The sequence below is a fragment of the Rhodoplanes azumiensis genome (assembly GCF_042682915.1).
GTDB classification, from domain to species: Bacteria; Pseudomonadota; Alphaproteobacteria; order Rhizobiales; family Xanthobacteraceae; genus Rhodoplanes; species Rhodoplanes azumiensis.
Window position 1 is genome coordinate 124,096 of sequence record NZ_JBHUIW010000010.1, and the last position, 14,179, is coordinate 138,274.

Here is a 14,179-nt window from a genome sequence, read left to right on the forward strand (position 1 = left end):
CGCCCGAGAGTGCGCCTGATCGCGAAACTGGAAGCGCCCCGCCCGGGGCGTTTTCTTTTCGTGCGGGCTCCGATTCGTCGCCGATCCGACGCGGCCGGTGCTCAGTCGAGCGGCGCGACCGGCACGTCGATGGCGCCGGGCGCGCGTGGTGGAAGCTTCGGCTTCGGCCCGGTCCCGGCCGGCGTGGAAAGCCGGGTGGATGCCGTGGTGGCGGGGTCGCTTCCGGCGCCGACCGTGCCCGCGCGCGCCGCCGGTGGGCGCGCCGCCGCGTCGGCCGGACGGGTCGTCCGGCCGGTCGGGATGCTGCGCGGCGGCACCAGCCGCGGCTCGGGGCCGCGCCCGAAGATCCAGGGCGGGATCGGCCGGCGCGCCTGCGGGGCGGGCCGCAAGACGGCGCGCGGCGCAGCGGTCGGCTTGGGCTTCGCGGTCGGGCGAGGCTCGGCGGGCGGGCGGGGTCTGGGCTCGGCGGCGGGTGGCGGGGCGGTCGCCGCGGCGGATTCGCCCGGCAGGGCGTCCACCCGGGCCGACAGCGCCGCGGCCGGCGTCACGGCCATGCCGTAGACGACGGCGAAGATCGCGGCCGTCGCGCCCCCCCGGAGTGAGACCACCGGACGGCACGTCGACCGCTCGGTCGACCGTCGACAGATCGAAGTGGTGGCATTCCGCATGGCGACCCCTCCCCCCGGTCGCCAGAGAGCCCTCTGAATCGGGCAGGGCTGGGGCGCTTCGGACGCGGATCGCCGACCCGTGGGCCGGGCGCGAAAAACCGCCGCCGGGCCGGTACTTCGATGCAGCGCGCGATCGGCCTTCAGTGGCGCGCGCAATGAAATTCGGGCAAAGTCGCCGAATCTGAAACCCGGTGCCTTGAATGCATGGCAAGAGTTTGGCATTGTTATTTAGGACAGCATTGCTGTCCCAGTTTGACGAATTGGTACTGACAGCTCCGGTCCGGGTCGCCTGCGATCCGATTCACGCGGACAACCGACGTGCGATGACCGGAGGGTGCCACCTGGCGTCGATCGGCCCGATCTCCGGCCGGTGACAACGAGCCCGTTGGCGGCGCTGCACCGAGGGGTGCGGCGGCGCGACGGGCGCGCCCGCGTCGGGACGGTCGTTTGGTGAACGGTCGGCCCGGAGCGGCGAGCGAAGAGGGTTTGCACATGACCGCGATCAGGTCCGGCTCGGATATCGAGGGCACGCGTTTCGAAGACGAGGCGGCCCCCCGGCAGACGGCGACTGCGGCGACGAAAGCGACGACGGACGCGGTCGGCACGACGCTGCCGGCCGCCGCGCTGGCGCGCGGCCTGTACGATCCGGCGCTCGAGAAGGACTCCTGCGGCGTCGGCTTCATCGCCGACATCAAGGGCCGCAAGTCGCACCAGATCGTCGCCGACGCGCTCGCGATCCTGTGCAACCTCGAGCATCGCGGCGCCGTCGGGGCCGATCCGCGTGCCGGCGACGGCGCCGGCATCCTGGTCCAGATCCCGCACGCCTTCTTCGCCCGCAAGGCGGCCGAGCTCGGCTTCACGCTGCCGGAGCCGGGCCGCTACGGCGTCGCCCAGGTGTTCCTCCCGCACGACGAGGAGCGCCGAGAGGAGATCATGGATCTGGTCCGGGCGCAGGCGCATCGCGAGGGCATGACGGTGCTCGGCTGGCGCGACGTCCCGACCGACAACTCCACGCTCGGCTGGTCGGTGAAGCCGACCGAGCCGTTCCACCGCCAGATCTTCATCGGGCTCGGGGGCCGCAAGCTCGACGAGGACACGTTCGAGCGGCGGCTCTACATCCTGCGCAAGACCATCTCGGGCCTGCTCTACGAGAAGCGCGGCCGCAACACCGCGATGTACTATCCGGTGTCGTTCTCGTGCCGCACCGTGATCTACAAGGGCATGTTCCTGGCCGACCAGCTCGGCACCTATTATCCGGACCTCTCCGAGCCGGACTTCGAAAGCGCGCTCGCGCTGGTCCATCAGCGCTTCTCGACCAACACGTTCCCGACCTGGTCGCTGGCGCATCCGTACCGCTTCATCGCCCACAACGGCGAGATCAACACGCTGCGCGGCAACGTCAACTGGATGGCGGCCCGCCAGGCCTCGGCGCGCTCCGAATTGTTCGGCGACGACATCGAGCGGCTGTGGCCGATCTCCTACGAGGGCCAGTCCGACACGGCGTGCTTCGACAACGCGCTCGAGTTCCTGGTCCAGGGCGGCTACTCGCTCGCCCACGCCGTGATGATGATGATCCCCGAGGCGTGGGCCGGCAACCCGCTGATGGACGAGGAGCGGCGCGCTTTCTACGAGTACAACGCCGCCCTGATGGAGCCGTGGGACGGCCCCGCCGCCATCGCCTTCACGGACGGCCGCCAGATCGGCGCGACCCTCGACCGCAACGGCCTGCGGCCGGCCCGCTACATCGTCACCCGCGACGACCGCATCCTGATGGCCTCCGAGATGGGCGTGCTGCCGATCCCGGAGAAGGACATCGTCCTCAAATGGCGCCTGCAGCCCGGCAAGATGCTGCTCGTCGATCTCGTCGAGGGCCGGCTGATCCCGGACGACGAGATCAAGGCGCGGCTCGCCTCCGCCAACCCGTATCGCGACTGGCTCGCCCGTACCCAGCTCGTGCTCGAGGATCTGCCCAAGGCGAAGAGCGTCTCGGCCGCCTCCAACTTGCCGCTGCTCGATCGCCAGCAGGCCTTCGGCTACAGCCAGGAGGACGTCCGCATCCTGATGGCGCCGATGGGCGCGACCGGCGAGGAGCCGGTCGGCTCGATGGGCAACGACACGCCGATCTCGGCGCTGTCGTCGAAGTCGAAGCTCCTGTTCACCTACTTCAAGCAGAACTTCGCCCAGGTGACGAACCCGCCGATCGATCCGATCCGCGAGGAGATCGTCATGAGCCTCGTCTCGATCATCGGGCCGCGGCCGAACCTGTTCGATCTGGAGGGCGTGTCGCGCACCAAGCGGCTCGAGGTGCGTCAGCCGATCCTGACGAACGAGGATCTGGAGAAGATCCGCTCGATCGCCGACCTCGACGGGTCGGAGTTCCGCTCGGTCACGCTCGACACCACCTGGGCGGCGGCGCGCGGCCCCGACGGCCTGCGGCCGGCGCTCGCCGAGCTGTGCGCGAAGGCGGAACAGGCGGTGCGCGACGGCATCACCATCGTGATCCTGTCCGACCGCGCCGTGTCGTCCGACCGGATCCCGATCCCGTCGCTGCTCGCCTGCGCGGCCGTGCATCACCATCTGATCAGGAAGGGCCTGCGCACCTCGGTCGGCCTCGTCGTCGAGTCCGGCGAGCCGCGCGAGGTGCATCACTTCTGCTGCCTGGCGGGCTACGGCGCCGAGGCGATCAACCCCTGGCTCGCCTTCGAGACGCTGCTCGCCATGAAGGACGATCTCCCCGTCAAGCTCGACGAGAAGGAGATCGTGAAGCGCTACATCAAGTCGATCAACAAGGGTCTCCTCAAGGTGATGTCCAAGATGGGCATCTCCACCTACCAGTCGTATTGCGGCGCCCAGATCTTCGACGCGGTGGGCCTCAAGTCGGATTTCGTCCACGCCTACTTCACCGGTACGGCGACCCGCATCGAGGGCGTCGACATCGAGGAGATCGCCGAGGAGACGGTGCGGCGGCATCGCGACGCCTTCGGGGACGCGCCGGTCTACCGCAACGCGCTCGACGTCGGCGGCGAGTACGCCTACCGGACCCGGGGCGAGGAGCACGTGTGGACCTCGGCGACGGTCGCGGCGCTCCAGCACGCGGTGCGCGGCAACTCGCAGGAGCGTTACCGCGCCTTCGCCGCGATGGTGAACGAGCAGTCCGAGCGGCTGCTCACGATCCGCGGGCTGTTCCGCATCAAGTCGGCGACCGAGGACGGCCGCGGCAAGGTGCCGCTCGACGAGGTCGAGCCGGCCGCCGAGATCGTCAAGCGCTTCGCCACGGGCGCGATGTCGTTCGGCTCGATCTCGCGCGAGGCGCACACGACGCTCGCGATCGCCATGAACCGGATCGGCGGCAAGTCGAACACGGGCGAGGGCGGCGAGGAAACCGACCGCTTCAAGCCGATGCCGAACGGCGACTCGATGCGCTCGGCCATCAAGCAGGTGGCGTCGGGCCGCTTCGGCGTGACCACCGAATATCTGGTCAACTCCGACGTCATGCAGATCAAGATGGCGCAGGGGGCGAAGCCCGGCGAGGGCGGCCAGCTCCCCGGCCACAAGGTCGACAAGACGATCGCCCGGGTGCGTCACTCGACGCCCGGCGTCGGCCTGATCTCGCCGCCGCCGCATCACGACATCTACTCGATCGAGGATCTGGCGCAGCTCATCTTCGACCTGAAGAACGTCAATCCGTCGGGCGACGTCTCGGTGAAGCTCGTCTCCGAGGTCGGGGTCGGGACGGTCGCGGCCGGCGTCTCCAAGGCGCGCGCCGATCACGTGACGATCTCGGGCTTCGAGGGCGGCACCGGCGCCTCGCCGCTCACCGCCATCAAGCACGCCGGCAGCCCGTGGGAGATCGGCCTCGCCGAGACCCACCAGACGCTGGTCGCCAACCGGCTGCGCGGCCGCATCGCCGTGCAGGTCGACGGCGGCATCCGGTCCGGCCGCGACGTGGTGGTCGGTGCGCTGCTCGGCGCCGACGAGTTCGGCTTCGCCACCGCGCCGCTGATCGCGGCCGGCTGCATCATGATGCGCAAGTGCCATCTCAACACCTGCCCGGTCGGCGTCGCCACCCAGGATCCGGTGCTGCGCGCCCGCTTCAAGGGCACGCCCGAGCACGTCATCAACTACTTCTTCTTCGTCGCCGAGGAGGTGCGCGAGCTGATGGCCGAGATGGGCTATCGCCGCTTCGAGGACATGGTCGGCCAGATGCAGATGCTGGACCAGCGTCGCCTGGTCGAGCACTGGAAGGCCAAGGGTCTCGACTTCTCGCGCCTGTTCATGAAGCCGATGGCGCCGGAGGGCGTACACATCCGCAAGGTCGAGAGCCAGGACCACGGGCTCGACAAGGTGCTCGACCGCAAGCTGATCGCCGAAGCGCAGGCGGCGCTCGACCGCGGCGCCCCGGTCCGCATCGTCGCGGCGATCCACAACACCGACCGCTCCGCCGGCGCGATGCTGTCGGGCGAGGTGGCGAAGCGCTACGGTCATGCCGGCCTGCCGGACGGGACCATCCATGTGCGCCTCGTCGGCACCGCCGGGCAGAGCTTCGGCGCCTGGCTGGCCCACGGCGTCACCATGGAGCTCGAGGGCGACGCCAACGACTATGTCGGCAAGGGCCTGTCGGGCGGCCGCATCATCGTGCGACCGGCGCCCGACTCCGGCATCGTGCCGGAGGAGTCGATCATCGTCGGCAACACCGTGATGTACGGCGCCATCGCGGGCGAGTGCTACTTCCGCGGCGTCGCCGGCGAGCGCTTCGCGGTGCGCAACTCGGGCGCCGTCGCGGTCGTCGAGGGTGCCGGCGATCACTGCTGCGAGTACATGACCGGCGGCATCGTCGTCGTGCTCGGCAAGACCGGGCGCAACTTCGCGGCCGGCATGTCGGGCGGCGTCGCCTATGTGCTGGACGAGGACGGCTCGTTCCAGAGCCGCTGCAACATGGCGATGGTCGAGCTCGCGCCGCTGCCGGCCGAGGAGGCCGTCAACGCGCAGGCCTACGGCCACGCCAAGGATCTCGAGACGCCCGGCCGCGTCGAGGTGCTGCGCGACATGACGCGGTACGACTGCGAGCGGCTGCATCTCCTGATCACGCGGCACGCCCGCCTCGCCGGCTCGCGCCGCGCCCAGCAGATCCTCGACAACTGGGCGGAGTATCTGCCCAAGTTCCGCAAGGTGATGCCGCTCGAGTACAAGCGCGCGCTCGCCGAGCTCGCCAAGGAGCAGGAGGCCGCCATGCAGGCGGCCGAGTGAGCGGTTCGCGGTTTAGAAAAGGCGATCCGCCGAAGATGTCCGTCATGCCCGCGCCCGTCGCGGGCATCCACGATCTTCCAGCGCGACCGCGACGAAGACGTGGATGGCCGGGTCGAGCCCGGCCATGACGAGGCCTCGAACGGGGTGGCCGCGTCGGTGCGGCGAGACTGGATGCAGCACGGCCGGCCCTTCGTGGATCGGGTCGACGGCAAGGACTTAGACGATGGGTAAGGTCACGGGTTTCCTGGAGTTCGAGCGCACCGACCGCAAGTACGCGCCGGTCGAGGAGCGCCTGCGCAACTACAACGAGTTCGTCATTCCGCTGCCGGAGAGCGATCTCAAGCAGCAGGCGGCGCGCTGCATGAACTGCGGCATCCCGTTCTGTCACACGGGCTGTCCGGTCAACAATCAGATCCCCGACTGGAACGACCTCGTCTATCTCGACGACTGGCAGCGGGCCGCCCAGAACCTCCACTCGACCAACAACTTTCCGGAGTTCACCGGGCGCGTCTGCCCGGCGCCCTGCGAGGAGGCCTGCACCCTCAACCTCGAGGACTCGCCCGTCACCATCAAGACGATCGAGTGCGCCATCGTCGACAAGGCGTTCGAGAACGGCTGGGTGAAGCCGGACGTGCCGGCGAAGAAGACCGGCCGCAAGGTCGCCGTGGTCGGCTCCGGCCCGGCCGGCCTCGCCTGCGCCCAGCAGCTCGCCCGCGCTGGCCACGACGTCCACGTCTTCGAGAAGTTCGCCAAGGCCGGCGGCCTGCTGCGCTACGGCATCCCGGACTTCAAGCTGGAGAAACACCTGATCGACCGCCGCATCTCCTTGATGGAGAGCGAGGGCGTCACCTTCCACTACGGCGCCCATGTCGGCGTCACCGTGAAGGCGAAGGAGCTGATCGACGGCTTCGACGCCGTGGTGCTGGCCGGCGGCGCCGAGAAGCCGCGTGACCTGCCGGTCCCGGGCCGCGAGCTCGACGGCATCCACTTCGCCATGGACTTCCTGCCGCAGCAGAACCGGCGGGTGAGCGAGGAGGCGTTCGACGCGACCGACATTCTCGCCACCGGCAAGAAGGTCGTCGTGATCGGCGGCGGCGACACCGGCTCCGACTGCATCGGCACCTCGGCCCGCCAGGGCGCGACCTCGATCGTCCAGCTCGAGATCCTGCCGATGCCGCCCGAGAAGGCCGACAAGCTGACCACCTGGCCGAACTGGCCGCTCAAGCTGCGCACCTCCTCGTCGCATCACGAGGGCGCGACGCGCGAGTTCTCGGTGCTGACCGAAAAGTTCTCGGGCGAGAACGGCAAGGTGAAGACGCTCCACTGCGTGCGCGTCGACGGCCAGATGAAGCCGATCCCGGGCTCGCAGTTCCAGATCGAGGCCGACCTCGTGCTGCTCGCCATGGGCTTCGTGCATCCGGTCAAGGAGGGCATGCTGGCCGAGCTGGGCGTCGCCCTCGATCCGCGCGGCAACGTCAAGGCCGACACCGAGGGCTACCGCACTTCGATCGACAAGGTGTTCGCCGCCGGCGACATGCGGCGCGGCCAGTCGCTGGTCGTCTGGGCGATCCGCGAGGGCCGCCAGGCCGCCCGCGCCGTCGACGAGTTTTTGATGGGCGTCTCCGCGCTGCCGCGGTAAAGCGCCGTAGCGCCGTCGCCGCAGGGTGGGCGAAGGCGCGCCGCGTCCACGCGGTCGGCGCGTGGCCGACAACTCGGCAATTCCGTCGTTGTCAGGACAGCGTGATCAGGACAGGGTGGGCGCGGCGCGACGCGCCTTTGCCCATCCTCCGAATCCCGAACTCGAAGTCAGCGCCCGCCGCCGAACAGGAACGGGAAGAAGGTCGGGCGCTGGACCTGCCGGTACTGCTGGCCTTGCGGCTGACGATAGGGCTGACCGAACCAGCCGCCGCCGCCGAAGAACGACTGCTGCTGCTGGTACTGCGGCTGCGGCGCCCGGGCGACGCGCGGCGCGCTCTGACCGGGCGGCTTCGGTGCCGCCGCGGTGGCGGGCGCCACGGCCGCCGGAGCGTCGGCGACCATCTGCTTCTCGCCCTTCATCGGCGTCATCGGCAGCGTCGTGTAGGCGACCACCGGATCGGCTCCGACGGCCGCCGGCTCGCGCCGCGGCCAGGCGAAGTCGTCGGCCCGGCCGGCCGGCGAGGGCATCGCCTCGCCCTTCTGCAGCACCTTGGCGGCGACCACGTCGAGCGCCGCCGTCTTGGTCTGGCGCGGTGCGCCGACGAGCTGGTCGTCGCCTTCGGCGGCGATCGGCACCATCGAGAGCGTGATGACCGGGCCGGCGAGCGGCCGCGCCGTGCCGGCCGGCCGCGACGGAGCGCCCGGCACCTCGGGGGCGGCGGCGGGCAGCTCCGGCTCCTTGGCCGGCTCGTCGACCGGCAGCGCGACGGTGCCGCGTGCCGTCATCCAGCGCTGCAGCTCGCGCTCGACATAGTGGGCGAGCTTGCGAGCGCCGGCCTGGGTGAAGTGGACGCCGTCGCCGGCGCGCAGCCGGCGGATCTGGCCTTCGACGTCGGGGCCCTGCTGGGCGAAGCGGCCCTGCTCGTCGACGAAGCCGTCCCACACGTCGATGTAGACGATTCCGGCCTTCTCGGCGCGGCTGCGATAGAGGTCGTTGAGGTAGCCGAAATCGGCCATCGAGCGGGTGCCGCGCACCGGCGGCAGGCCGACCCAGAACACTGGCACGCCCTTGCTCTTGAGCGCCGCGATCGTTTCGTCGATGCGGCGGATGTAGAGCTCGGACCAGCGCTCGGAGCGGAACTCGTGGAGCGCGCCGCCACCGGCCTGCTGGGCGTCGCCGCCGGCGGCGTCGTCCGCCGGCGGGGCCGGCTGGCCGGGCGTCGCCTGCTGGCCGGGCTGGGCGGGTTGGCCCGGCTGCCCCGGCTGCCCGGGCTGCGCCTGCTGGCCCTGCTGGCCGGCGCGGCCGACGGCGGCACGCGCGGCGCGCGGCTCGCGGATCGGGCGGCGATCGTTGACGCCGATCATCATCACGATGAAATCGGGCTTGTCGGTTCCCAGCACGTCCTGGAGGGCCTTCGGCCAGTCGGGATGCTCGCCGCGCGGATCGGAGCGCACGTCCTGGCGGATCAGGCCGGACTGGGTGCGGTGCTTGCGGACGACGCCCATCTCGGGCGATTCGGCGAAGGCCGTCTCCAGGCCGTAGGCGAGCCAGTCGGCCATCGAGTCGCCGAGCACCACGACGTTGGTGGTCGGCGTGCCCTCGTGCTTCTTGGGCGGCGGCGCCTTGGAGAAGTCCGGCGGTGGCGCCGCCTGGCGCTGCTCCTGGGGGGGCGCGAACGGGTTCCAGTATTGCTGCTGCTCGCGCTGGCGCTGCCGCTGGAACGGGTTGCCGAACGGGTTCTGGAACGGGAAGCGGTCGTCGAACAGCTGGGCGCGGGCCGGCGTCGCGACGCCGGGGACGAGGGCGCCGGACAGGACCGCGACGGAGGCCTGGGCGACGATCACGAGCGCGACCGCGACGAGCGCGCCGAGCAGCCGGCGGATCGGGGCTGTCCGTGCCGGGAGGCCTTGCGCCGGGCTTCCCTGGGCCGGGAACCACTCGGTCGGGCGCCGCTGTGTCATGCTCGAGATCCGCTTCCGGTGGGTCGGGGGTCCGGGTCCGGTGGGTTGGCGCCGGCTGCGCGAAGCAAGCCGCCGCCGCCACGCGGGGCGCGGCGGCGGTTCGTCAAGATCGTCGAAGAAGGCGGCGTTTTCAAGCCGCGGCGCGACCCGGCCGCGCGGCGGAATTCACCTGCTCCGCAAGGGCCTACCGCGACCGCAGGCGATCCAGAAGGGCCGCCGAGGCGAAGCCGTCCGGCGGCAGCCCGGCGGCGACCTGGAAGCGCTTGATGGCGGCCCGGGTGCGCGGCCCGACGCGGCCGTTGGGCTCGCCGCCGATGTCGAAGCCGCGCCGCACCAGATGCTCCTGCAATTCGTAGCGCTCGGCCGCGGTGAGCACGCGCTCGTCGCGCGGCCACGGCTGGATGATCGGCCCGCCGCCGCGCATCCGGTCGGCGAGATGGCCGATCGCCAGCGCATAGGCCTCGGCCGGGTTGTACTTCATGATGGCGCGGAAGTTGTTCATCATCAGGAAGGCGGGGCCGCGGCGGCCGGCCGGCACCAGCAGATAGGCCTTGTCGGCCGGGCGCGGGAACGCCTCGCCGGACGCCCGCCGGATCCCGAGCCGCGACCACTCCTGCAGGGTCATCCAACGCTTGCCGTCGGCCATGAGGTAATCGAAGCCCGGCGGCACCACCACCTCGTAGCCCCAGGTGCGGCCCGGCTCCCACCCGTCCTTCTTCAGGTTGTTGGCCGTCGAGGCGATCATGTCGGGCATCGAATCGACGACGTCGCGGCGGCCGTCGCCGTCGAAATCGACGGCGTAGCGCTTGAACGAGGTCGGCATGAACTGGGTCGGCCCGAAGGCGCCGGCCCACGAGCCCTTGAGATGCTCGGGGACGACGTCGCCGCGGTCGAGGATCTCGAGCGCGGCCAGGAACTCGTCGCGGAAATAGGCCTGGCGGCGGCCGACGCAGGCGAGCGTCGCGGTCGAGCGCAGCACCGAGCGGTCGCCGATCTGGGTGCCGAAGTTCGACTCGACGCCCCAGATCGCCGCGACGATGTGGCGATCGACCCCGTAGGCCTTCTCGACCGCCGCGAAGGTCGCGGCGTGCTGGGCGAGGATCTCGCGGCCGCGCTTGATGCGGGCGTCGCTGACCAGGAGGTCCAGATAATCCCAGAACGCCTTGGTGAACTCCGGCTGGGCGTCCATCAGATCCATCAGCCGCAGCTCCGGCGTCAGCCCGGCCGTGAGCGCGTCGAAGCTCTGCCGCCGCACGCCGCGGCGCGCCGCCTCCGGCCACATCTGCTGGACGCAGGCCGGGAAGCGGGCGGCGGCCGCCCGGATCGCCTGGGCCGTCATCTCGGGATGGCCGGAGCTGCCCGATTCGCCGCTCCACGGCCGCTCGCCCGGGACGCCGGCCGGAACCGCGCCTTGTGTGCCGACCGGCGTGACGCTGCCGGTCGCGCGGCGGCCGAACAGGTCGTCGAGGAAGCTCTGGGCGGCGGCCGGGGGCGTGCCGCCGGCGAGCCCGCCGGTCGCGACCGTCAGGGCCACCAGGGCGGCGCGGACCGAGGTCGTCGTCCCGGTCCTCGTCGTGGTCCTCGTCATCGCGTCCCTCCGTCCGGCCCCGCGCGTCCGCGGGTATCGTCGAGTGAAGGCCGTGCGCCGTTAGTGCCATCTTAACGGCGCGTGGCGTCGTCACGGCGCAATTGCGGCGTCTCCACGGCAGTGTCGCGCAGCGGTCGCGGCGGCCGCGCGGCGGTGCGTCCGACCGCCTGTTTATCCATGGACTACGGCGCCGCGCCGTGGTTCTTTGCCGCGGCTTCCGACCCCTGTCGGCCTGCCCCATTCATGCGAACAGCGACATGACCAAGCCCATCCGCAAAGCGATTCTTCCCGTCGCCGGTCTCGGCACCCGGTTCCTGCCGGCGACCAAGGCCATGCCCAAGGAGATGCTGCCCGTCGTCGACCGCCCGCTGATCCAGCACGTGGTCGACGAGGCGCGCGAGGCCGGCATCGAGCACATCATCTTCGTCACCGGCCGCAACAAGGCGGTCATCGAGGATCACTTCGACCGCCAGTACGAGCTGGAGGTGACGCTGACCGAGCGGCGCAAGTTCGCCGATCTCGAGCATCTCGAGCGCGACCTGCCGATCCCCGGCCAGACCAGCTTCACGCGGCAGCAGTCGCCGCTCGGGCTCGGCCACGCGGTGTGGTGCGCCCGCGACATCGTCGGTGACGAGCCGTTCGCGCTCCTGCTGCCCGACGTGCTGGTGCAGGCCGAGCGGGGCTGCCTCGCCCAGATGATGGACGCCTATAACGAGGTCGGTCAGCGCGGCAACGTCATCGCCGTCGAGGAGATGCCGGACGACAAGCTGCACATGTACGGCGTCGTCGGCGCCGGCAAGTCGACCGGCAAGGCGTTCGCCGTCACCGAGATGATCGAGAAGCCGGCACGCGGCAAGGCGCCGTCGAATCTGATCATCACGGGCCGCTACATCCTGCAGCCGGAGATCTTCGGCATCCTGGAGAACCAGAGCTGGGGCGCCGGCGGCGAGATCCAGCTCACCGACGCGATGATCAAGCTGGCCATGACCCAGCCGTTCTTCGGCGTGAAGTTCGAAGGCCGCGCCTTCGACTGCGGGTCCAAGATCGGCTTCCTGGCCGCCAACGTCGCCTATGCGCTCGCCCGCGACGACATCGCGCCGGCCTTCCGCACCGAGCTGAAGCGCCTGCTCGGCGAGTGATCAGGTCGCGCCTTACCCTCTCCCTGAGGGAGAGGGTCGACGCGCGGAGCGCGGCGGGGTGAGGGTTTACGGCGCCGATGTCTGGCCTCGGCACCCCCTCACCCGGATCGCTGTCGCGATCCGACCTCTCCCCGCTGGGGAGAGGTGAAGGAACGAGCCGCCGCTGTCGTGATAAAGTGTCCGCTTGTCGCCGGGCGTCATCCGTATCTGTCCGTCTCAGCGCTGCAGGCGCAGGCCGACCGTGACCTGGGTCGCGTCCCAGTCGGCATTGGCGAGGTCGGAGCGCAGCCAATCGTGCCGCAGCTCGGTCTTGAGCTGCACCTCGCGGGTGAGCTTGTAGACCAGAGCGAGCGATGCGAGATAGCGGTGGTCGACGCGGTCCGACCCGACATAGGAGTCGATGCCGGTGCCGATCTGCGCCGTGCCGATCAGCCAGCGCCGGAAGGCGTGATCGACCCGTAACGTGACGTTGCGGCTGAACACGCCCGACAGGCCCGGCACGATGATCTCGGACGCGACCGTGGTGCCGATCAGCTTCACGGTGGTCAGATCCGAGGCCGTGTAGGTGAGCGCCGCGTCGATCGTGAGGCCCGACATGTTGGTGAGCTCGTCGTCGACGTAGAAGCGCCACAGCCAGCCGAGCGACGCCTCGCCGACGAGCTTGCGCGAGAACTCGAAGGTGCTGCCGGCCTTGACGAACACGCCCTTGGAATCACGATCGTAGCCGTTGCGGTCGATCTTCTGGGAATGGATCCGGGTATCGCCGCCGGCCTCGACGAACGGCCTGAGAGCGGGCTTGAGCTCGTAGGCGACGCGCAGCGCGCCGCCGTACTGATTGTACTCGCGGTCGGCGTTGCTCGACGTGGTGCCGTCGGCGAGCAGCGAGTCCGAGTAGACCTGGTGATCGAACGTGCCCTTGCCGGTCACCTCGAGCCGGTTGAAGCCCTGCGTGTAGCCGAACGTGGTGCCGACCGTGGTGACGATCGGGAACCGCCTCAGGCCGGTCTGCACGTTGGGGCTGCCCGGATTGTCGGTCGAGATCAGGGCGCGCGCCTCGCCGTCGAAATGCGACAGCTTGTCGACGTCGTAGCGGCCGGTCACCCGCGAATCCATGTTGGGACGGTCGATGATCTCGGGCGTCGCGGTCGCCGTGACGGTGCCGGCGTTCTCGGTCACGGGCGGGTAGGTCTGGCCGTACCAGGTGTACGAGCCGCGCAGGTCCGCGTCGAGCCGATGACGCTGCCAGTCGGAGCGGATGATCAGCTCCGGGGCGACGCGGGTGAAGCCGGAGCCGGGGAGTCCCTGGATGCGGGTCGGGTTGGTGTCGTAGCCCGTCGTCGTCTCGATCGCCGGGCGCAGCGTGAAGGCGCCGACCCTCACGCCGGTCGGGGCGAACGGATCCTCCTCGACGCTGACGGCGCGGCGCGGGATGATCGCCGCGACCGGCACGTTGAGGCGCGACGTGGTGTCGATGTCGGGGCCGCCGCGGCGGCGCAGCCGGTCCAGCATGACGACCGGGATCTGATGCGGATTGGTGCCGCGCACGAGCGTGGCCGGGACCGGTGCCCGCTTGAGGCGGGCCGCCTCCTGCTGGCGCTGGGTGAACGACAGCGGCACCCGCGGCTTGCGGGCGTTCTTCGAATCGAACTGGGTCGCCGGCCGGGTCGGCGGGCGCGATCCCGGCGGGGCGGTCTCGTCGATCGCGCCGAAGCGGGAGCGGCCGTCGGGGCTCGCCGCCGTCGGATCGCCCGGCTGGAAGCCCGGGGCGAGCGTGGCGCCGCCGTCGCGGGTCGGCGCGAACAGGCCCGGGGCCGCGGCGGCCGGGTCGGGAGTCGTCTGGGCACCGGCCGGGTCGATCGCCGCGAGCACCAGTCCGGCGCCGACGAGCGCGCCCGGACCGAGCCATGCGGCCGTTCGAGAGCTGGGGCGCGGCACCG

7 protein-coding genes are annotated in these 14,179 nt (G+C 70.6%); 3 read left to right on the forward strand and 4 right to left on the reverse strand.

The features are described from left to right. Positions 1–101: 101 nt before the first annotated feature. A complete protein-coding gene (locus ACFSOX_RS10890) occupies positions 102–608 on the reverse strand; it encodes a hypothetical protein (protein ID WP_378477833.1) in 507 nt (168 codons plus the stop codon). 552 nt (positions 609–1,160) lie between these two features. Between ACFSOX_RS10890 and gltB the strand changes: the two genes are divergently transcribed. Both gltB and ACFSOX_RS10900 read left to right on the forward strand, forming a co-directional pair. Further along, entirely contained in the window at positions 1,161–5,915 is a 4,755-nt protein-coding gene (gene gltB / locus ACFSOX_RS10895; RefSeq protein ID WP_378477834.1) for a glutamate synthase large subunit, read from the forward strand. A gap of 223 nt (positions 5,916–6,138) precedes the next feature. Further along, positions 6,139–7,554 (forward strand): glutamate synthase subunit beta, encoded by a 1,416-nt coding sequence (locus ACFSOX_RS10900; protein WP_378477835.1) that lies wholly within the window; start codon positions 6,139–6,141, stop codon positions 7,552–7,554. Positions 7,555–7,721: 167 nt separating this feature from the next. Here the strand turns inward: ACFSOX_RS10900 and ACFSOX_RS10905 are convergent, their stop codons facing one another. Together ACFSOX_RS10905 and ACFSOX_RS10910 are read right to left on the reverse strand one after the other, a co-directional pair. After that, positions 7,722–9,515 (reverse strand): SGNH/GDSL hydrolase family protein, encoded by a 1,794-nt coding sequence (locus ACFSOX_RS10905; RefSeq protein ID WP_378477836.1) that lies wholly within the window; start codon positions 9,513–9,515, stop codon positions 7,722–7,724. Positions 9,516–9,699: 184 nt separating this feature from the next. Next, entirely contained in the window at positions 9,700–11,103 is a 1,404-nt protein-coding gene (locus ACFSOX_RS10910; RefSeq protein ID WP_378477837.1) for a lytic murein transglycosylase, read from the reverse strand. Between the two features lie 257 nt (positions 11,104–11,360). Between ACFSOX_RS10910 and galU the strand changes: the two genes are divergently transcribed. Continuing rightward, on the forward strand, positions 11,361–12,242 hold the full coding sequence (galU, locus tag ACFSOX_RS10915; protein ID WP_378477838.1) for a UTP--glucose-1-phosphate uridylyltransferase GalU: 882 nt from the start codon (positions 11,361–11,363) through the stop codon (positions 12,240–12,242). A 216-nt stretch (positions 12,243–12,458) separates the two neighbouring features. On the opposite strand, the gene ACFSOX_RS10920 is transcribed toward galU, so the two are convergent. After that, positions 12,459–14,177, reverse strand: a complete 1,719-nt coding sequence (locus tag ACFSOX_RS10920; protein ID WP_378477839.1) for an outer membrane beta-barrel protein — start codon at positions 14,175–14,177, stop codon at positions 12,459–12,461. Between the last annotated feature and the right edge of the window lie 2 nt (positions 14,178–14,179).